The following is a 19,589-nucleotide window of genomic DNA, read 5'->3' as shown; positions in this document are numbered from 1 at the left end:
ACCCCTTTAGGAATTGATCGGTCTGCTGAGCACCTGGTCAATAATGCCGTACGCTTTGGCTTCTTCCGCACTCATGAAAAAGTCACGGTCCGTATCCCGCTCAATTTTCTCAAGGGGCTGACCTGTACGATCGACGTATATTTGATTCAGTTTCTGACGTGTTTTGATAATCCATTCGGCGTGGATTTTAATATCCGCAGCCTGTCCTTGAACGCCGCCAAGCGGTTGGTGAATCATCACTTCGCTGTTAGTCAGCGCATATCGTTTACCAGGCGCACCGGCCGTTAACAACAACGAACCCATGCTTGCTGCCATCCCAACGCAAATGGTAGATACATCCGGCTTGATATATTGCATCGTATCGTATATACCCATCCCTGCGGTGACAGAACCACCAGGTGAATTAATGTACAAGCTGATATCCTTCTCAGGATCGTCGGCTGCCAAAAATAAAAGCTGTGCTATGACAAGATTGGCTACATCGTCATCAATCGCACTGGTTAGAAAAATGATGCGATCCTTCAGCAAACGCGAATATATATCGTAAGACCGTTCGCCTCGATTGGTTTGTTCCACAACCATTGGCACCAGACTCATGAGACCAACCTCTTTTCTACATGTAATTAGACATAGGCTACCTGTAAAGCAAACCCAAATTCATTCTAACACGTTCCTGTGACAATGTCATTTTTCACAAGTAGTGTCAAGCATAAGTTAGTTTACTTTTTAGCCTGATCATATTTAACCATGTTTTCTATGTATGTGCAAATCGAAGGAATCCTATGCCGTTTAACCTTATTTTATTTGCATAAAGTACATAGGAGCTTGAAACAGTATAACCCTTCCCAACATTATAACCATCCATATTATTACTGAATCATCTATAAAATGGATGCCATAATTTAAAAATAAGGCACGCAATGATTCACGTGCCTTATCCTTTATTCAGCTGCTTGTTGCCTTACAGCTTGTCTTATTTTTCGTCAGATTCTGCAGCAGCTTCTTCAGCAGGAGCTTCAACTGGCTCTACAACTTTGCTGTTCTCAACGAGAACATCGATCGTTTTGCGCAGTTTAACTTCATCGCGAAGGCTGTCGAGGGAACCATTGCTCTCCAGAATGCCACGAATCTCTTCAGCAGGACGCTTGTAGGATTCAGCCATTTTTTCGAGTTCTTGGTTCACTTCTTCATCAGATACTTCAATGTTTTCCGCTTTACCTACAGCTTCAAGAACCAGGTTGTTGCGAACACGTTTGGAAGCATCGTCTTGCATTTGTCCTCTCAGGTCAGCTTGTGTTTGACCGGAGAAGCTCAGGAACATTTCCAGGTTCATGCCTTGGTTACGCAGGCGGTTGTCAAAATCACGCATCATGTTTTGCACTTCGCTGTCAACCATTGCAGAAGGGATGTCCACTTCAGCATTTTCTGCTACTTTTTCTACTACCGCATTTTCTTGAGCTGCTTTGAACTCATCTGCTTTGCGGGATTCGAGTTGTGTTTTCAGATCAGCTTTGTACTCTTCCAGAGTATCGAATTCGCTGACATCTTTTGCAAACTCATCATCCAGTTCTGGAAGTTGTTTGCGTTTGATTTCGTGTACTTTCACTTTGAATACCGCTTGTTTGCCAGCAAGTTCTGCTGCGTGGTAGCTCTCTGGGAAAGTTACTTCAACGTCTTTGAAGTCGCCTGTGGACAGACCCACAACTTGCTCTTCAAATCCTGGGATGAATGTGTTAGAACCCAGTTCCAAGGAATAACGCTCAGCTTGTCCACCTTCGAATGGTACGCCATCAACGGAACCATCGAAGTCGATAACTGCAACGTCACCGTTTTGTGCAGAACCTTCGTCGATTACAACGAGTTCAGCGTGACGTTGTTGAAGACGCTCAAGCTCTTCAGTTACTTCTGCATCTGTTACTTCGCCTTTAGCTACAGCGACTTCGATTCCTTTGTAGTCACCCAGGGTAACTTCAGGTTTCACTGTTACTTTCGCTTTGAACTTGAATGCTTGTCCTTTAGCGAATTGTTCGATATCTACATCCGGACGATCTACCGGGAAAATATCCGTTTGGTCGATAGCTTCTGTGTAAGCTTCAGGAAGCAAAATGTCGATTGCTTCTTGGTACAAGCTTTCTACACCGAAACGAGCTTCGAAAATTGGACGTGGCACTTTACCTTTACGGAATCCAGGCACGTTCGCTTGTTTTACTACTTTATTAAAAGCTTTGTCGAGTGCTGCAGTTACACGATCTGCACCAACTTCAACTTCAAGAACCCCAAGGTTCTTCTCTATCTTTTCCCAAGTTGCTTTCATTGTATACTTTCCCCTCCAAAATTCACATGTTCACGTAGGCGATCACGTACAAAATAACCATTTTAGTATAAACAAGATTACATTCTTTTTCAAGGGGAATCCCTTGATGCGGTTTGAGGTAAACGTTTCCGGCCCTTATTGGCCCCCCAAACCTGCAGAAACAAACTGCTTCATCGAACGATATGCCTGCTCCAGACGGAAGCGCATCGCACCAGTTACAGCATACATTGAACGGGTATCTTCTTCATCGTGGGAGCCTCCCAGGCTGTCTGCAACGGTCATATGTAGTGCTGCTGCCCATATATCTGTCATGGAATCATTATCTTCCAGCATGGAATCGTAATCTCGTGTTCCATACACCGCCATGACAAACTGGATCCAAAGTTCCTGTGCAAAATAAAAGAGTGTCGGTTCGTGAACTTCCGTCTGATCGGCCACTCGCTCGAGAATGCGCACGATCTGAAGCGGAAAATCCTCCGGACGCAGAGGGACCGTATCAATCTCTACTTCAACCTGCTCTTCCCCTCTTGTGAACGTGATGAAGCCCTGCGTACCGCGACGTCGCAAGGTTTGCAATACCCGGAACTGCAACAGTGGATGAAGAGATTTATCGGTTAACCAGCTACTGAGTGCCTCATCGATCTCTGGAAGTTCAAGATAGGCAAGCTGCTCCAAGGCAAGCATCGTTTGTTCGGATAGCGGTTCTTCCATTACTGTTCGAAGCAGCTTATCCGCATATCCTTGATCCTGCTCCAGCTTGGACCTGGCGTGCTGACGTGCCATATCTTCCTCACTGATTTCCTCTTCTTCTTGTACATCCGGGGCAATAGAGGAATCTTCCGCATAATGAGGGAAGGCAGCTTCAAGCCACTCCAGCAGAGCCCGCCATTCATCATAATGACGTTCTTCCTGTCCCTGACATTGCAGCAAGAAGCGAAGCAGATTCATGGCTTCCCCATATCGCTCATTTTCAAGCATGACAGTTAATTGAATCTGGTAATAGTCCAGCGTCTTAGGAAACAGAACAATATTGTTACTGTGCTCGTTTTCCGGGGTCGTGGATTCCTTGATAGGAGCACCTCCTCTATATCCTCAATCTCCAGTCGGAATCAACCATAAATAGATGTATATTAAACGAATGTCGATCTATTTTCTGAGTTCTCCTGATATTCTAACATAACCTTAAATATAATGAAAAAAACGTTCCCTGCCGCCAAACATCATATACGAATAAGTTATTTAAATAAAATGTTTGATATTCATCATTATTTATGATAAAATCATTTTTGCTTGAAAAAATTCATGTCTCAGTAGCTCAGCTGGATAGAGCAACGGCCTTCTAAGCCGTCGGTCGGGGGTTCGAATCCCTTCTGGGACGTATTAAGAAAAGCTTCCTTTGGGAAGCTTTTTTGCGTTCTGGGGATGAGAACCCCCATGGTTCGTCGAAGCATCCTCTTCGATAGCATCACTTCGCAGTCTCGACTGCAAGGAGAGTATCCCTTCTGGGACGTATTAAGAAAAGCTTCCTTTGGGAAGCTTTTTTTGCGTTCTGGGGATGAGAACCCCCATGGTTCGTCGAAGCATCCTCTTCGATAGCATCACTTCGCAGTCTCGACTGCAAGGAGAGTATCCCTTCTGGGACGTATTAAGAAAAGCTTCCTTTGGGAAGCTTTTTTTGCGTTCTGGGGATATGTTCATCCCACTTCGTTGCCCATTGTTGACACCGAATGTTATGCTTGTTGGTATACGTATGTATCAAAGTATACATATTAGAAAAAAAATAAATAATAGGAGCTTTACCTATGCCATCCTCTTTACATCAACATTCGCCTGATCATGCAGTTGCGGATAACTCTACAGCGTCCGTGAAACTCGGACTTCTCCTTACAGGCATCATCCTGATTGCAGCCACGATGCGATCGCCTATTACAGCAGCAGGGCCTATCGTTGATTTAATTCGTGCCGATACAGGGATAAGTCATACCATGGCGGGATTGCTCACTTCACTGCCACTGCTTGCTTTTGCGACAATTTCCCCCTTTGCTCCGCAGCTGGCAAAAAGATTCGGTTTGGAGGCCGCACTGCTGACCGCAATCATTATTGTAACGTTTGGTATTGCACTGCGTTTTTTGCCGTCTGTCCCTGCACTTTTTGCAGGCACAGCCATCCTGGGATGTGGAATCGCACTGAGTAACGTGTTACTCCCCAGTTTAATTAAACGGGATTTTCCATTACGAGTGGGACTGGTTACTGGCCTATATTCCGTATCCATGAACATATGGGGTGCCATCGCCTCGGGAATTAGCGTTCCGGCAGCAGGATTCACCTCTATGGGTTGGCATGCTTCACTTGGAATGTGGGCTGTGCTCTCCATCCTGGCTCTTATCTTGTGGCTGCCTCACGTTCGTAACGGACGCCGCGGAGAAGTCTATGTAGCATCTCGGAATACCGAGAAACCGGTACGACTCATCTCATCTTCACTCGCTTGGTATATCACGCTTTTTATGGGATTACAGTCGTTGATTTTTTACTCGACCATTACCTGGCTACCCGAAATTTTGTCTACGCAGGGTTTTAACCCATCTTCTGCAGGATTGATGTTGTCCATGATGCAGATGGTCAGCGTTCCAGTGACGTTCGTTATCCCCATCCTGGCTGGGCGAATGAAGGATCAACGCGTTCTGACAGCCATCACCTGTACTTGCCTCATCTTGGGGTATGCGTTCCTCTTAAGCGGGATCTCCTCACTGGTTACTATCGGAGTGGTTCTCGCTGGTATTGGTGGCGGGGCTTCATTCGGTCTGGTCACGATGTTCTTTGTACTTCGGACTGCGGACGCAAGACAAGCGGCAGGATTATCGGGAATGGCTCAATCGTTCGGGTATATGCTGGCAGCGGGAGGCCCCTTGTTGTTCGGACTAATTCATGATTGGACGCGTGGCTGGACCATTCCATTGCTTTTGCAGGTTGCACTCGCCATCGTATTGCTGATTACAGGTATCATGGCCAGTAAAAATCGATTAATTGGTGATTCATGAGATAGATAAATTCCAAACGATAAAAAGGGACCTTCCGTGACGGAAGGTCCCTTTTTATCTTTAACTATGCGATATGCCCTATGCTCATTTAGATTTTTCCCAGATGTTCAAGTAAGCGGTACAGAATAACCGATACCTGTGCGCGGGTTGATGTGGCTTTGGGAGCAAATTGATTACCGTTCATCCCTTTAACCAGACCATTCTCTACCGCAAAAGCTACAGCGGATTTCGCTTCATCCGAGATCTGATCTCCGTCTTTGAAATCAACAGATGCCGGTCCTTGTTCCAGTTCCAGAGCATCTGCGATCATTAGAACCATTTCTTCACGAGTCAATTGTTCCCGTGCACCAGCCTCTTTGCTGCGTACTTCCCATTCGATACCCGTTCCAAAGATTCGGTCGAGCAGCGTTGCAAATTCTGCATGAGTAATGGTTCTATTAGGTGAAAATGTATTTGCATTAATACCTTTAGTGATTTGTTGAGATGCAATTACTTCGATTTCATCTTTAGCCCAGTGATTAATAATATCCCCGAAGGTTACGTCATTTTCCACCGCAGCATATGCTCCTGGCTCTGTAACATTGAACTTCAATTGCCCTTGTTGAGACACATCCGACAAAGATGCAGGCTGCCATACTTTTTCTGTTGTTTGGTGGTAAGCAATGACTTTGCGCGGATCTTTCACAGACTTCGCATCATATTTCAAAGTAAGCGTAATGTTGTGCTTAAATGTGTCTTCTTCCTGATCTATGGACACGATTGAAGAAACATGCTTCTCATTCTGATTGTCCGCTTGCTCTTTTAATACATGCAGTTTCAAACTGAAGCCGCTTGAAGAGATGTAGTCCGTTAGTGAAATTGCAGGAATAGACACATTAAACGCTAGGCCTTCAATAACCAAGCTTTTGCCAGCTGCTTGAATCTTATCAGCTATAGATTTATTTAATGTTAGTTCCACTTGACTATACTTCTCAAATTCTATAGCGGATATATCCAGCTTCACTTCTTTTCCATCACCTGATAATTGTGTATTGATAGCCGTTTCGGAAAGTGCAGCTGTAGCTTGGATTGTTCCGTCCGTATTTTTCTTCTCGGTTACGGATGCATCACCCTTTACAGTTGGCGATGGCGTTGGTGTTGGCGAAGGTGCTGAGCTTGATCCACCTGAAGAACCAGAGCCTGGAGATGGTGTGCCAGGATTAGGCACTTGCGGATCAGGATCTTTTTTTACAGTTAAAGCGGTAAAAGACGTTCCCACCAATCCTTGAAGATCTTCAATAGTGATTTCCACACTATATTCTCCTGGAAGCAATCCCTCAAGACTAACAGTAAATGAAGCGTCTGATTCTACTTCAAAGTTCCCCTCTTTGATCTTCTTATCAGTAGAGTCTTTGACGATATAGCCGGACTTCAAGGATTTTGTTACGTCAAGATCATAATTCCATCCACTTTTAAGAGCAGGAGCAACAGTGAAGTACAGGTCTTCAACCGTACCTGAAAGAGAGTTCTTACCTGTTTGCTGTATTTCTAGTTTTTCAGGCACTTTTACCACCGGTGCTTCTGTTTTCACCAAGAATGGAGGGGTATCTTCTACATACGTTTTGCCGTCTGTACCTATAGTTGTAATATCAACCGTGTACAAGCCATCTGGAATAACTGTATCTTCCTCGGTTGTGTAGTCTAAATACGTCCCATCCCAAGGAAGTTTATATCTAGTGTTGGCATCGAAGTCATTGTAACCCCCAGCAATATATCCAATGTATCCATCCTGATAAAAACCACCGTCTGGGTTGAGACCATCAAAAATCTCTATTAGTGCGAAGTTCATTGGATTATGGAACTCCATCGCTACATTCAACGTATCCAGTGTGCCATCTTCCTTCAATGGATAATGGAATGGATTCGTTTCATTACCATACTTCGTTTCAATGTATTTCACACCGGCCTCTGTAACATTGAAGTGAGCCACGTACGGTAAGCTGTACGTTTTCGCTCCATGATTGAACTGAAGATACCCCTGAGCTTCACCAACAGTCGTCACGCCTTTTGGAACCGTAATCGTCACCGTTACCTCTTCTTCTCCGTTCAATTCAAAGGACGTCTTATCAACGGAAACCAAGACACCATTAATGGTGCGAGTAGGATTAACGGATACAGAATATTCCCCGCCTGTCCCTTTTAGTGACTGAACCTTGAGCGTTTTGCTGACCGTTTTTTCGTCTGTACTCAGGAAGTTGCCGAAATTAACACTACCTGTAATATTTTCTTTTTCTACTGCCTCGCCGTTTTCAGTATATTTCGTGACATCCATGACTTTAACGAAAGTCTCAGGATCAATCGTCTCTGTGGCCTGTATACGTCCAGCACCTTGATCAAACACATCATAGTTCTCTGTATTCAGTACCTTGGCATTGTTCATAAGTGCAACTTTGATATCGAAAGGTGTCCAATCCGGATGTTTTTCGATCAGCAATGCAATCAGCCCGGCTACATGCGGAGTTGCCATGCTTGTTCCTGATTTACGTCCATACGCTTGATCGTAATCCGCTCCAGGCTCATCCTTGCCATACGCAGGAATGGTTGACAGGATGCTGGTTCCTGGTGCAACAATGTCAGGTTTAATGTCCAGTGTTACCTTGGCTGGTCCTCGGGAACTTGAGGAGTTCATCTCATCTCCCTCTGTCATGTCTTTGACGAAATCACTGAAGCTGACTTCAACGCCTTGACCAGCATCGAGCTGAGCTTTGATCGCTTCTCCATCTTCCTTGCTCATGCTCAGGGTAGGGATAAATTCAAAATCATCCCCCAGACTAACGCCAATTGGCCCAGGAATGTTATTGTAAACAATAACCGCAATCGCCCCAGCCGCTTTGGCATTGGCAATCTTATCAACGAAAGCCAGCTCCCCGCGCTGGATGAAAGCAACCTTGCCGTTCATATCTTTTCCTTCAAAATCGGTTGGTTTGCCCAAGCCGGCGTACACCAAATCGTATTGTCCATTCAATACCGTTTCCGGATCCTCCGCTAGATTCCAGCCCATCACATCCAGGCGATAGACTGATTCTGTAACGGTTAGTGGAGTGGTGTCCGTTTCAGTTGGTGCTGCGACTTCCTCCTCTTCCGCAGGTGCCGCTTCTTCCGTAATAGGAGTAGTTGTATTTTGTTCTGTTTCCAATGTAGTCTCTGTTTGCTCTACTTGTGGCAGCGTATCCTCGCCTGCCGATTCAGGCTTTTCAACGGTTGGCTCTTCTTCATCTGGTGTGCTAGCAGGAATGTCTTGCTCTGGAATTTCTGGAGCTTCAGCTCCTAGTGCTACTCCCAGTTCAGGTGATTGCTCAACCTCAGGTACAGGCAATTCTTCAGGCAATGTACCTTCGCCTTCCTCACCAATCCAAAAATGCGTATTGGCTGTAATCGTCTGGCTAGGTCCCGTAGAGTTACCGACCGTAATCGCCAGAGCCGATGCCCCTGGAGAACCTAATGTATAACGGTTCGGACCTTCATTACCACTTGCTACCACTGCAGTTACACCTGACAGCATGGCATTATTGAGGGCAACTGAAGTAATGTAGCTCGGATCATTTGCTGTATTCCCCAGTGAGAGGTTGATGACATCCATCCCATCTTTCACCGAGCGATCAATTCCACCTAATACCCAAGCTGTTTGTCCGCTGCCATAAGGCCCTAATACGCGGTAAGCATAGATTTCAGCTTCAGGAGCAATACCAATAACTCCATAATCTCCAGCTTCACGAGCGGCAATCGTTCCTGCTACGTGAGTACCGTGGGATGTATAGTAGGAACTGCCTCTTTCGTTAAACTCGGGCTGTTCAGACACCTTCCACTCTTCTCTTGTTGCTTCATAAGGATCTTCATCGTTATCCACAAAATCCCATCCACCCTTATAACCTTCTGTCAGATTAGGGTGCTCGTAATCGATCCCTGTATCAATAACGCCGACCTTGATACCATTTCCTTTGTATCCCAAATCCCATACTTCCGGGGCACCGATAAACGGAGCTGTATCCTTCATATAAGGATTAACTTCATCGTTCTCTGGCGTTAACGCGATTTCAAGGTCAGGATACACACTGACCACACCTGGTATGCGAAGCAACTGCCCCATTTGGCTACCATTCACTTCAATGGCTACACCATTCAAGGCGTATGCGTACTTTTCCAATACTTTGTGATTGATTTTGTTCTGAGTGAGGCTATGTACAAATGACTGTTGTTGTTGTTCGACCTTCGTCACAGCATTTGTTTCCATAGAGGAGGTAAATGACTTTCCTGAGAGGGTTGATTCGCCTTGCGCTACAGCTACGGGTTTGTTTGAGAGTTCAACGATCACTCTTGTCTTCTCTCCACCTAGACCTTCCAGCCTCTGATCCAAAAAAGGCTCTGCAGCAAGTTTCTCTTCCCGCTGGTCGAGAATCTCTCTCCACTGCTCGGCTTCAGCCTTGGTAGGCAAATTCCTGTCAAGCTGTACTTCTGCTGGAGCGGCTCCAGCCGCAGGCATGATGATGGAAAAAATCATAAGGACACTTAATAATATGGATATCAATCGTTTATTCAAGGCGATGCCCCTCCTTCTTAATATGAATACCTCACCAATCACTGGGGTCTTGTCCGAACAAGTACTGCAATACTTGTATAATGTCACCATCCCTTCCGCAAGAAGTTTGACCCATGGTAAATTATTCTACAAAATCATCACATTTCCCTTCTAAAAAATTACAGATATGATATAAAAATTACTTATATGGTTCTTGAGTAAGAGGAAAATAAGAAGTTTGTATTTATTTGTCGATGAAGATATTGAAACTTTGAACGAGTTCATAGGAAAAAAGACCACAATCCTCATTGAAGCATGAGAATCATGATCCCTGCAAGATACAGACTTTAAAGAGTGATGACCCTTTAAATTTCATTTAACATAGAAAATAATACATTTATTTTACTTATCAGGTTTTACAGCCTCCACTCGAAAACGCTTATAATCCGCATAGACGGCATCTTCTTTCCAGAGCTTGGGTACTACTATTTTACTCGTTTCAAGGCAAATTCCCTCAATTTGTTCCTTGCTTAGACCAGCAAAATAGTCCCCTCCAAAATGAGCTAACCACCCCTCAATACCCTTCTCCCCATCTTGAAGCTGGGTAGGACGATCGTAATGATAGGCCTGCCGAACCAGGAATCCCTTCTCTTCCAGGAGGGAGCTGTACTCACCGATTGTTGGAAAGTACCAGGGATTGCGATCTGCAGCATGAATTCCTGTTTTTTGTTCGATCACTGTCTCCAGTGCAGTTACTATGGTCTGAACGTTACCCTTTCCACCAAACTCCACGACCAGGCGTCCGCCAGGATTTAGTGCATTCCATATGCTTTCTACAACAAGTTCAGGGGACTTCATCCAGTGTAATGCCGCATTGGAGAAGATTGCATCATAGGGTTTGCTCGCCTCGAATCGGTGTCCGTCCCCTTCCACGAATGTGATTTCTGGGAACTTCTCTCTCGCCCGTTGAATCATCTCCGGAGAGGCATCCATGCCAACCACCTCTGCTTGTGACATGGCGATTTCGTGTGTCAAATCACCCGTCCCACAGCCTAAATCCAGAATCCGTTCTCCTTTTTGAGGTTTAAGCCATGAAATTAAACTTTTTCCGTATCCCGATACAAAGGCCAATTTGTGATCATACTCCTCTGCCTGCCATTGATTAATTGATTTCATTGATACCACCGTCGCTTTCGTAATGATAAGTTTATTGTGGCATACCCAGACTTATTATTTAAATATATAATTTCTATTTCATTAATAGGTAAAACCTATATATATATATCTGTCCAGGAGGGATACTCTCCTTCTAGTCGAGACTGCGAAGTAATCCTCTCGATGCTTATGCTCCGACGAACCACTGGGGTTCTCATCACCTGAACGTAAAAAAAGCTTCCCAAAGGAAGCTTTCTTGAACGTCCCAGGAGGGATACTCTCCTTCTAGTCGAGACTGCGAAGTAATCCTCTCGATGCTTATGCTCCGACGAACCACTGGGGTTCTCATCACCTGAACGTAAAAAAAGCTTCCCGAAGGAAGCTTCTTTTTAACGTCCCAGGAGGGATTCGAACCCCCGACCGACGGCTTAGAAGGCCGTTGCTCTATCCTGCTGAGCTACTGAGACAAGTATGTATAAATAAAATTTTTGGCGCGATTTCTATTATACTCGGTTTTCTATATTTTTCAATACTTTTATAAAAAAATTAATAAGTTGCATCCAGTTACATTCATTTACGTATAATTTCATACGTTGCTCAACCGATCGAATACGTTCTGGATTCGCAGGCAATATTGTTGATGGCAGGGTATATCCCCATATGGAACATAGACTATTCATTGTCAGCGTGGCTGGGTAATCTTTTGCATACATACCTTTACACCTGAATTCATTCAAAGAAGGAGAGAATTGTTATGAGACAGCTTTTGTCCGCCTTATCCTATTTCAGTATTTTCTTCGCTCCTTTTCTGTTCCCGATTATCATTTGGATTGTTGCGCGGGATAATTATATTGAGGGACATGCCAAACGGGCCTTGTTTTCACACGTTTTCCCGTTTCTCGCTGCCATCCCCCTCTTTTATTTCTTCGTTACCTCCCAGAGCATCGGTGGTGCCATCGGGTATGTCATTCTGTTCTTTGTGATTTATGGATTAAGCTTTATTTACAATATCGTCAAAGGGATTCAAGTCCTTCGTGAGTATGCCTGACCTCCCACCATCTTCACCATCAGATTACATGCAGAAACCCGCCGTTTCCAAAAGGAAAGGCGGGTTCTTCATTCCGGTTACTTGTTTCCCTTACGCCATGGATTTCTAAGCGTAGGACGCTTGCTGTTAACGGCGAGCACTTCCCCGGCAAACTCGGTATGATGCGCGTAAAGGTTTCCTTTGTTTTTCTTGAACTTGGAAGCCATTGCTATCACCTCCCCGGAACTTGGTTGTAGTATGCTCCGGGTTAGCTCCATTATCCATGCTGGAAGATGATTACGCCTGACCAACTAGGTAACGTTGAAGGGTTGGACCGAGCAGCCCAAACGCAAACAATTCACTTTGGAACCGGGCTTTATCTTCTCCAGCGGTTATACCTTCGCTGTTCTGAAACGCTGTCTCCGTTGCATCCTCAAAGGCAGTGTGCATATTGTTGTTGTACCAATCCAGAACAGCATCCGAATGGTTGCGTACAATCCTTACCACTTCCAATGTGCTTCCAGGCTGAGTTGCTGCTACATATACTAATAAAGAAGGATCTCCCGCGTTCGCTGGTTGTACCTCCACTTCCGCACAAGACAATCCATCCACCTCGGTTAATCTACGGATCTTGGCATCCTGAATTGCATACATTGTTATCGCTCCTTATCATTTCATGTACTTTGTTCGATCTCTCGTCTTGTCTCCGGTGTTCCCAAACGATAAATCTCTTGATAAACCTGCTGTATAGCAGCTTCATATGCCCGATTCACCGATTCTTCAGGTGTATCCGGCCACGGGAATACCATTCCTGGAAAGGCCTCTTCCTCTTTTTCCTGCATCAGGTTGAGGAGTCCCATTAAATGGTCTACTTCCTGAGGTGTCGCCTGAATAACCCATTCATAAGCAGCTGCGTGCTGATCCTGCAAAACGGAACGTCCACCCACAGAAACATAATAGGTTGTTTTGTCCACAGTCCATTCTCTCCTTCACAGGCATGCTGAGGCCGTTGTTCCTAGATATAGTTTCCGAAGAGGACAGACATTTTATGCCTGCTTTCGGCATATATTTGTTACGACTTCTGACGAAAAAGACAACATTCGCTGGCTACATGCCATGCAACACTCTACAGGACCAACGAATCGACTAAGAAAGGATGAACAACCATGTGCGGTATAACCGGCTTCATACAGTGGAATCGGGATTTGACCCAGGAATCGGAACTGCTGCTCCGAATGACGGACAGTTTGTCGAACCGGGGGCCCGACGCTTCAGGTACATGGATCTCCAATCCTTGTGCATTTGGACATCGCCGGCTCAGCGTAATGGACCCGGAGAACGGGGCTCAGCCCATGCATGCGTTACAGGGAGACACCTCCTATACCGTCGTGTATAACGGAGAACTATACAATGCACCCGAATTGAAAAAAGAGCTGCTTCAACGGGGGCACCATTTCCGTACGCAATGTGATACGGAAGTTTTGCTCGCCTCTTATATCGAATGGGGACCGGCATGTGTAGACCGTTTTAATGGCATTTTTGCTTTTGCCATCTGGGATGGAGGACGCGAACAGGTCTTCATGGCACGTGACCGCCTTGGCGTCAAACCATTGTTTTACAGCAATGCAAAAGACGCTCTCGTATTCGGCTCCGAACCCAAATCCCTTTTGCTTCACCCGGATGTTGAAGCTGCTGTTGGCCCCGAGGGCCTGGCAGAAGTATTTATCGTAGGTCCGGCCAGGACGCCTGGACACGGTGTCTATTCCTCGTTGAATGAACTCAAACCAGCACATGCGCTCATCTTCAACCGGAATGGAATCCGAACCTACGCATATTGGAAGCTGGAAAGCCAGCCTCACGAGCATGATCTGGATGAGACTGCCGCCGAGGTACGGCGTCTGCTGCAGGATACGCTTGAGCGTCAGCTCGCTTCCGATGTTCCAGTCTGCTCCCTTCTGTCAGGGGGCCTTGACTCGAGTGCCCTGTCTGCCCTGGCCGTAGACTATTACAACCGCACGGGTCAAGGTCAAGTCAGTACGTATTCTGTCGACTACGTGGATAATGCCAAGCACTTTCAGGCGCACTCCTTCCAGCCTGGTGCAGATGGCCCCTGGATCCAGCGTATGGTGGATGAACTGAAGACAGATCATCACTGGATTGAGATTGAGAACGGAGAGTTGGTTCATGCCTTGAATCAGGCCATGTTAGTTCGGGATTTGCCCGGGATGGCCGATGTGGATTCTTCTCTCTATTTGTTCTGTAAGGAAATCAAGAAAGGGGCAACCGTCGCCATCTCGGGAGAGGCAGCCGATGAGGTGTTTGGAGGGTACCCCTGGTTCCATCGGGACGAGATGCTGAATTCGGGAACGTTCCCTTGGTCGGTAGCACCTGACATGCGTGCAGGTTTGTTATCTGCAGACATTCGGGAGTGGATCAGACCACTGGACTATCTTGCAGACCGATATTCGGATGCTGTGGCTGAGGTTCCTTTGCTGGATGGGGAGACCGGAAAGGCAGCACAAATGCGTGTCATGTCCTATTTGAACATCACCCGCTTCATGCCTACCCTACTTGATCGGAAGGACCGGATGAGTATGGGGGCAGGGCTCGAAGTTCGAGTTCCTTACTGTGATCATCGCCTGATTCAATATGTATTTAACATTCCCTGGGAAATGAAAATAACGGGCGGCCGTGAGAAGGGAATCCTCAGAAAAGCGTTAGAGGGTGTACTGCCTGATGATGTTTTATATCGTAAAAAGAGTCCTTATCCCAAAACACATAATCCGGAATATTTGGCGGCCGTCAAGCAGCAGGTGCTGGATATCCTTGATGATGCATCTTCGCCAATTCTGCCTTTGATTGACAAGGCCCAGATTCGCAAGCTGGCATCTTCACCTGATGCTTCGTCTAATCTGCCCTGGTTTGGGCAGCTCATGTCCGGTCCACAGCTGTTTGCTTACTTGACACAGATTAATTCCTGGTTGCGCACATATAAGGTTGCCATTCGTTAACAGAATATAGTTTAAAAAGAGGGGTGCCAGGTGAACAGCATTTATGCATTCACCTGGGCACCCCTCTATATTTATTGTCGCGTCTTAGTTTAGCCATAAGCATTAATCAGAAGCATTCATAATCTCCATCTTACTTTAAGGAAATCATCGAGTCATCACAACGGATTCCGGGTTTCGTTCAAGCAAGCCACGGCCATAAATCTCCCTGAATGGAGAGTCCGTCATATGAACGTATCCAATATAACAGCCGCACTTTTTCATCCTGCAAGGCCGATCCGCAGACAGCTTTTCCAACCCGTCACGGTACAAATGGCCAATAATCCGGCGATCCTTATAACACCTTTTTACATGTCCCGAACCCTGCACATAAAATACCTCCGAGCCGGCCGCACAGCCTTTGCCATAACTATCATAATCCCGTAAGTTCCCCTCAAACAGCGGATCGATCGACCGCAAATAGGCAACCTCTTCCGGTTCGTAATAATTAGGCTTATCCTTAAAGGCATTGATCCACATGTAGATATCGTCCGGCAGCGCCTCTCTCATGGACTGAATGGCAGGAAATGCACTGCGGAGTCCCACCGTGCCCACGCTGAATTCGAGACCCATTTCACGCAAAGTAAGGCATTGTTTAATAAAAGAAGATTCCTTGGTCTCACGAGGATGATAGGTTGCCCAGAACGCAGCTGTTCCGGAATTCAGTTCACGAGCCCAATCCAGCTTCGCGGAAAGGTTGGTCTGCACTGCAATCTTATGGACATGCCGCATATGCGACAGTTCAACCATCGCATCCCTGTACCAGCGCCGCACCAGAGCCTCACCATAGGGATTGAAGAAAATGGAAAACTGGTGTCCGGCCTCTTCCTGAGCCTTCACCCAATCCACGAACTGACGTATTTGTTGTTTGTCTGTTTCCAGCGTCTCCTTGGAATCCACAGTTTTGCTAAACGGACAATAGGGACAATCATAATTACAGGAGGACAGCCTCCCCCGATAATACAAGGTTGCTCTCATGAGAACACAAACCCTTCCATTTGCTCGCGAATCTCGGCAGATATTAACCAATCTCCAATAGCATCGGAATATCCCAGACCTTCTTCGGTTAAACGCAGGACCTGTTGTCCATTCTCCTGCTCAATCACAGCCATTCCCTCTGTCAGCAGTTCGGAGAGCCAGGCGTAATCCGTCATAACTTTACTTCCGAACCGCTGGAGATAATCATCCAAAGTCAGACCTTCCCGATGCAGCAGTGCTTTTAAAATAAATCTGCGTTTCTGCTCTTCCCTGCTCAGCACAATGCCATAATCCGCTACATCATATCGCTCGGTAGCTACATAATCGGCGATGATGCTCTGGGTAGCCTTATAGCTCACTCCATATTTTGATGCATAATGTACTTCGCTGGTATAGGAACGAGCACCGCATCCAAGGCCAACCATGCCTTCCTCCTGGCAGCTGTACGGCAGCAGCTCTTTGCTTGCAAGAGAGGATGACTCTTTTGCAAACCTGCGCATGGAATACTGAACATATCCCCTGCTTTTTAATGTTTCTCTTGCCGCAGTGTACAGCTCCATGCGAATATCCGGCCCTTGACGTTGAATATCCTCTGGCTTCACGATTGTATTCTCGCGGGTATACAGCGGATAAATGAAAACCTCTCCCGGCTCATAAGACAGGACACGTTCAAGCGAATACAGCCATGACTCCACCGTTTGGCCGGGAAGACCATAGATCAAATCCAGGTTCAGCAAAGGAAAGTCGTACCGCGTAAGCTTCTCCAGTGCGCGCTCTACTTCCTGTGGTTTCTGCGGGCGATAAATTGCTGCAGCCTCCGCTTCAATAAAGCTCTGAATCCCCATACTGACACGGTCCACGCTGCGTTCCTTCAGTAACGCAAGCTTCCCTTCAGTCACGGTGTCAGGCGAGGTTTCTATTGAGATGGAAGCATGGGCGGGATCAAGTCCCATCACATTTTCCGCAATGTCAAACAAACGGTTTAACTGAACCTCATTCAATAAGGTTGGCGTTCCGCCACCAATGGCAAACCTCGAATACGGTCTGCGTGAGGTCAGGGGAGCCCATTGCTTCGCCTGGCGTTCCAGTGCATCCACATAACGTTCATGTGTATCGTCACGCCGGTCAGGCAAAGTGAACAGATTGCAGAATCCGCAGCGGGCAGCGCAGAACGGAATATGCATATATAAAAAATACGTGTCTGTATTCTCACGCTCCCAGAGCGGCCCCAAGGGCAGCGGGGGGTCCAATTCCCGGTATGCCGTCTTATGCGGATAAGAGTATAGATATGAGCGATAAGGTAAAGTCAGTACTTCCCTAAGACCTGTGGTCGTATTGGATCCGGACGCTGCGGAATGACCTGTTGTTGTAAACTCAGACGGATTATCCATCGGTTGCCTCCTGTCTCCGGTTGTTTTCACAAACAATAAAATGGTTGCAATACACGCTATAAAACAAATTCACGATAAGGTACATTCCAGACAACCTCATGCGCCAATCTGTGTCCCTGATACCCATCTTCGCCATAAGCTGTTCCATGATCCGAAAATGCAAGACAGAACGTTGGCCGCGAACGCTCTCGCATGGCATCAAACAACGGCCCCAGCGCCTGATCCACATACCGAAGGGCAGCCCGTTGAGTCTCAACAGAGTCCTCCCTTGCCCCTTCCACAAAATAGCGATTGGGACCATGAATGGCCGACACATTCAAAAATAGAAATACTTTCTCATCCTGTGGTATCTGTTCAAGCAGCTTCAATGCGTGCTGGACCTGATGCTCTGTCGAGCGAGGATTGGTAACCCCAAAGGTCATTCGCCAATAACTCTGCTGAAAGTAACCAGGCAGTACTTTGGCCAGCGGATTTTTTTTCGTAAAAAATATGACTCCACCTATACAGATTGTGCGATATCCTTCCTCCGCCAAACCGGATACGATATCCGGTGTATCAAACAGCCAGGTATGCGGATGAGTCTTCAATCCGGTATTACGGGAATGAAACAGCCGGACATGCGAGGCCTTGTCCGTATTGGCGGGCGTAGGCATGAAACCACCAAAAAAGGCATGATGTGCTGCATATGTAAAACTTCCTGGGGTATGCCGTTTCTCCCAGGAACCCGATCCGCATAGATTGGGACAATTCACTTCCTCCTGCTTCGCTACGTCATATCTTAACGTATCCAGGGTAATCATTAACAGATCATGGGAGCCAACAATGGTGTTCATATCAGGCATGTTCGTAAGGCTCCTTTCGCAGAATATCCATCTCCCATTCATATGTTCCACGTCCGTTGTGCTGTACGTGGTACAGCAGATCACCGAACGGATTCACATCCAGAACATAGGCACGAGGATTGCCCCCTCCACTGAGCATGACATCAATGCCGGCAGACCATGATTTCGGAAATGCTGCCATCGCTGTTTGAGCAGCGGTTTGGACCAGACCCAGCCTGTAGTCGTCCACCCCTGCTTCCTCTGGCAGCATCCGCTCGTTGCGTAAATGCAAATTTGTTATAGGCGTCTGGCTCAGCCTCACGATCGCATGACCTACATGACCGCCAGCTACAAGCTGACGAATATCAAATACACGCGAGCCATATGAAGCCTTGGCCATCCACCGTTCAATTTGAGCCCCTTCTGCACATAACCAGTCCAGCAGAGTCTTAATTTCCTCCCTGCGGGTGTACCTCTGCATGCGGCCTTCGTTGTAGAAAACCGGCCTACCCTTAACCACTGCCATCCCCACAGTGGTAACAGCTATCTCTGCACCCGTTCGCGGGTTGATCTGATAGGCAACAACACCTGATGCCGCCGAGCCACAGGCAAGCTTAACGAATACCCGGTACATGCCTGAGGCCTGCATGGCTGCGCGCAGATCCGAATAACTCAGGATTCGCCCCGGAGACTGGAGAACGGGAGGAACATCAACTCTGTGAGCCGATAAATGCTGTTGGCACTTCCTTTTGTCAAACATGGTAGCAATATCTTCTGGATCGTTCAGGAATCTGGCAGAAGGCCACAATTCACCCGCTTCCCTTCCAATTCGCTTCAGACAGCCTTTCCAGCCATTAAACCACTGGGCAGGTGCATAGATGCGGCCCCAATCCTGCTGTAAACCTAGCGCCTCCTCTGCCGTAAACGACTCCCTGCTGAATGGTTCAGCGTTGGGTTCGCCATCCTTCGCCCCAAGAGATAACAATTCACGCTCCACATCCCATTGCTCTCCTGGTGCATCAATTCGAATCAGGGGTGCCACTTCCGGTGTAAGTTTGCGTTGTAAACCTGGATTGACCACGTCAGCCAAGGATCCACCCTGTCTCCAGGTCTTGAGCAAGTCGGCATAGGGGATCACTTCAGCAGGGCTCATGCCACATTGCAGCCTTGCCTGCTGCAGGCCTTTGGTTCTGCGATTATCCGGATTTCCGATCAACCAAAACGGCCGTTCTATGTGCATCTCATTACTTTGGGATTGTAGTC

The 19,589-nt window shown here is 46.7% G+C and carries 15 protein-coding genes and 2 tRNA genes; 4 read left to right on the top strand and 13 right to left on the bottom strand.

The window, feature by feature from the left end; genetic code table 11:
• Positions 1 to 6: 6 nt before the first annotated feature.
• The 3 genes from clpP to ABIC22_RS15465 form a co-directional block, all read right to left on the bottom strand.
• Positions 7 to 597, bottom strand: a complete 591-nt coding sequence (clpP, locus tag ABIC22_RS15475; protein ID WP_091001992.1) for an ATP-dependent Clp endopeptidase proteolytic subunit ClpP — start codon at positions 595 to 597, stop codon at positions 7 to 9.
• A gap of 376 nt (positions 598 to 973) precedes the next feature.
• On the bottom strand, positions 974 to 2,314 hold the full coding sequence (gene tig, locus ABIC22_RS15470; RefSeq protein ID WP_127541053.1) for a trigger factor: 1,341 nt from the start codon (positions 2,312 to 2,314) through the stop codon (positions 974 to 976).
• Positions 2,315 to 2,449: 135 nt separating this feature from the next.
• Positions 2,450 to 3,292: a hypothetical protein gene (locus ABIC22_RS15465; protein ID WP_127541051.1), complete on the bottom strand. Its 843-nt coding sequence runs from the start codon at positions 3,290 to 3,292 to the stop codon at positions 2,450 to 2,452.
• Between the two features lie 326 nt (positions 3,293 to 3,618).
• On the opposite strand from ABIC22_RS15465, the gene ABIC22_RS15460 reads away from it, so the two are divergent.
• Both ABIC22_RS15460 and ABIC22_RS15455 read left to right on the top strand, forming a co-directional pair.
• Positions 3,619 to 3,692, top strand: a tRNA-Arg gene (locus tag ABIC22_RS15460).
• A 424-nt stretch (positions 3,693 to 4,116) separates the two neighbouring features.
• Complete coding sequence (locus tag ABIC22_RS15455) at positions 4,117 to 5,352, top strand: CynX/NimT family MFS transporter (protein ID WP_354481951.1); 1,236 nt, start codon at positions 4,117 to 4,119, stop codon at positions 5,350 to 5,352.
• An 88-nt stretch (positions 5,353 to 5,440) separates the two neighbouring features.
• Here the strand turns inward: ABIC22_RS15455 and ABIC22_RS15450 are convergent, their stop codons facing one another.
• The 3 genes from ABIC22_RS15450 to ABIC22_RS15440 form a co-directional block, all read right to left on the bottom strand.
• On the bottom strand, positions 5,441 to 9,928 hold the full coding sequence (locus ABIC22_RS15450; protein ID WP_354481948.1) for a S8 family serine peptidase: 4,488 nt from the start codon (positions 9,926 to 9,928) through the stop codon (positions 5,441 to 5,443).
• 381 nt (positions 9,929 to 10,309) lie between these two features.
• Positions 10,310 to 11,083, bottom strand: a complete 774-nt coding sequence (locus tag ABIC22_RS15445) for a class I SAM-dependent methyltransferase (RefSeq protein WP_354481945.1) — start codon at positions 11,081 to 11,083, stop codon at positions 10,310 to 10,312.
• Between the two features lie 372 nt (positions 11,084 to 11,455).
• Positions 11,456 to 11,529, bottom strand: a tRNA-Arg gene (locus tag ABIC22_RS15440).
• Positions 11,530 to 11,816: 287 nt separating this feature from the next.
• On the opposite strand from ABIC22_RS15440, the gene ABIC22_RS15435 reads away from it, so the two are divergent.
• A complete protein-coding gene (locus tag ABIC22_RS15435; protein WP_095293284.1) occupies positions 11,817 to 12,110 on the top strand; it encodes a magnetosome magnetite crystal formation protein family in 294 nt (97 codons plus the stop codon).
• A gap of 77 nt (positions 12,111 to 12,187) precedes the next feature.
• On the opposite strand, the gene ABIC22_RS15430 is transcribed toward ABIC22_RS15435, so the two are convergent.
• From ABIC22_RS15430 to ABIC22_RS15420, 3 genes are all read right to left on the bottom strand, one after another.
• Complete coding sequence (locus tag ABIC22_RS15430) at positions 12,188 to 12,316, bottom strand: hypothetical protein (RefSeq protein WP_255248063.1); 129 nt, start codon at positions 12,314 to 12,316, stop codon at positions 12,188 to 12,190.
• Positions 12,317 to 12,386: 70 nt separating this feature from the next.
• Complete coding sequence (locus ABIC22_RS15425; RefSeq protein WP_095361407.1) at positions 12,387 to 12,743, bottom strand: hypothetical protein; 357 nt, start codon at positions 12,741 to 12,743, stop codon at positions 12,387 to 12,389.
• A 20-nt stretch (positions 12,744 to 12,763) separates the two neighbouring features.
• Positions 12,764 to 13,063: a hypothetical protein gene (locus ABIC22_RS15420; protein WP_110756359.1), complete on the bottom strand. Its 300-nt coding sequence runs from the start codon at positions 13,061 to 13,063 to the stop codon at positions 12,764 to 12,766.
• A 192-nt stretch (positions 13,064 to 13,255) separates the two neighbouring features.
• On the opposite strand from ABIC22_RS15420, the gene asnB reads away from it, so the two are divergent.
• Entirely contained in the window at positions 13,256 to 15,100 is a 1,845-nt protein-coding gene (gene asnB / locus ABIC22_RS15415) for an asparagine synthase (glutamine-hydrolyzing) (RefSeq protein WP_127539034.1), read from the top strand.
• 144 nt (positions 15,101 to 15,244) lie between these two features.
• Here the strand turns inward: asnB and ABIC22_RS15410 are convergent, their stop codons facing one another.
• The 4 genes from ABIC22_RS15410 to ABIC22_RS15395 are packed head-to-tail and all read right to left on the bottom strand — an operon-like array spanning position 15,245 to position 19,542.
• On the bottom strand, positions 15,245 to 16,114 hold the full coding sequence (locus ABIC22_RS15410; RefSeq protein ID WP_354481939.1) for an STM4011 family radical SAM protein: 870 nt from the start codon (positions 16,112 to 16,114) through the stop codon (positions 15,245 to 15,247).
• On the bottom strand, positions 16,111 to 17,505 hold the full coding sequence (locus tag ABIC22_RS15405; RefSeq protein ID WP_354481936.1) for an STM4012 family radical SAM protein: 1,395 nt from the start codon (positions 17,503 to 17,505) through the stop codon (positions 16,111 to 16,113). Before ABIC22_RS15405 ends, ABIC22_RS15410 begins: the two co-directional genes overlap by 4 nt.
• A 56-nt stretch (positions 17,506 to 17,561) precedes the next feature.
• Positions 17,562 to 18,347 (bottom strand): STM4013/SEN3800 family hydrolase, encoded by a 786-nt coding sequence (locus ABIC22_RS15400; RefSeq protein ID WP_095361383.1) that lies wholly within the window; start codon positions 18,345 to 18,347, stop codon positions 17,562 to 17,564.
• Positions 18,340 to 19,542, bottom strand: coding sequence for an STM4014 family protein (locus ABIC22_RS15395; protein ID WP_354481933.1), 1,203 nt, complete (start codon positions 19,540 to 19,542; stop codon positions 18,340 to 18,342). The genes ABIC22_RS15400 and ABIC22_RS15395 overlap by 8 nt, the downstream gene beginning before the upstream one ends.
• Positions 19,543 to 19,589 lie beyond the last annotated feature (47 nt).

The organism is Paenibacillus sp. PvP094 (genome assembly GCF_040546835.1).
Classification (GTDB): domain Bacteria; phylum Bacillota; class Bacilli; order Paenibacillales; family Paenibacillaceae; genus Paenibacillus; species Paenibacillus illinoisensis.
This window is presented reverse-complemented; position numbering and strand designations above follow the sequence as displayed.

Bases quoted from the DNA above. Each gene is read 5' to 3' on its own strand.
- ABIC22_RS15455 (WP_354481951.1), top strand. From the start codon at position 4,117: ATGCCATCCTCTTTACATCAACATTCGCCTGATCATGCAGTTGCGGAT.
- ABIC22_RS15425 (WP_095361407.1), bottom strand. From the start codon at position 12,743: ATGTATGCAATTCAGGATGCCAAGATCCGTAGATTAACCGAGGTGGAT.
- ABIC22_RS15400 (WP_095361383.1), bottom strand. From the start codon at position 18,347: ATGCCTGATATGAACACCATTGTTGGCTCCCATGATCTGTTAATGATT.
- tig (WP_127541053.1), bottom strand. From the start codon at position 2,314: ATGAAAGCAACTTGGGAAAAGATAGAGAAGAACCTTGGGGTTCTTGAA.
- ABIC22_RS15410 (WP_354481939.1), bottom strand. From the start codon at position 16,114: ATGAGAGCAACCTTGTATTATCGGGGGAGGCTGTCCTCCTGTAATTAT.
- ABIC22_RS15430 (WP_255248063.1), bottom strand. From the start codon at position 12,316: ATGGCTTCCAAGTTCAAGAAAAACAAAGGAAACCTTTACGCGCATCAT.
- ABIC22_RS15445 (WP_354481945.1), bottom strand. From the start codon at position 11,083: ATGAAATCAATTAATCAATGGCAGGCAGAGGAGTATGATCACAAATTG.
- asnB (WP_127539034.1), top strand. From the start codon at position 13,256: ATGTGCGGTATAACCGGCTTCATACAGTGGAATCGGGATTTGACCCAG.
- ABIC22_RS15465 (WP_127541051.1), bottom strand. From the start codon at position 3,292: ATGCTTGAAAATGAGCGATATGGGGAAGCCATGAATCTGCTTCGCTTC.
- ABIC22_RS15435 (WP_095293284.1), top strand. From the start codon at position 11,817: ATGAGACAGCTTTTGTCCGCCTTATCCTATTTCAGTATTTTCTTCGCT.
- ABIC22_RS15405 (WP_354481936.1), bottom strand. From the start codon at position 17,505: ATGGATAATCCGTCTGAGTTTACAACAACAGGTCATTCCGCAGCGTCC.
- clpP (WP_091001992.1), bottom strand. From the start codon at position 597: ATGAGTCTGGTGCCAATGGTTGTGGAACAAACCAATCGAGGCGAACGG.